The organism is Pseudoalteromonas sp. S2721 (assembly GCF_005887425.1).
Lineage (GTDB): Bacteria > Pseudomonadota > Gammaproteobacteria > Enterobacterales > Alteromonadaceae > Pseudoalteromonas > Pseudoalteromonas simplex.
This window is the reverse complement of record NZ_PNCZ01000103.1, coordinates 1-427: the sequence shown is the minus strand read 5'-3', so window position 1 is coordinate 427 and position 427 is coordinate 1. Positions and strand designations below refer to the sequence as shown.

At 40.3% G+C, this 427-nt stretch carries 1 protein-coding gene; it reads right to left on the bottom strand.

The features are described from left to right. Nucleotides 1-43: 43 nt before the first annotated feature. The coding region (locus CWC02_RS20445; RefSeq protein ID WP_138619932.1) for an integrase core domain-containing protein at nucleotides 44-427 on the bottom strand (384 nt) is incomplete at its 5' end.

Genomic DNA, 427 nt, shown 5'->3' with positions numbered 1-427 from the left:
ATTTAAGCTGTATGATCTGACCCCGATAAAGTAGACACAGGGTTTAATTAATTTGTTCGTACTGCACGGGACTTTTATACCCTAGGGTGCCATGCCTTCTTACTGAGTTGTAGTATTTTTCAATATAAAAATACGTTTGTGTTGTCATTTCACTACGACTCAGTTCATTTAAATTCTTTATCCACTCCTTTTTATACTGCGCGAAAAAGCTTTCTGAGCACGCATTATCCCAGCAGTTACCTTTTCTAGACATACTCACTGTGACACCTCTATTAGTTAACCACTTCACTGTTTCCTTTGCGACATACTGAGCTCCTTGGTCTGAATGAAAGAGCAAGTTCGAACCATCAGGTTTGCGTGCAGACCATGCCTTTCTCAGTGTTTTAATAACTAACTTGGCGTTGTTTATCCGGCTTGTTACCCAGCC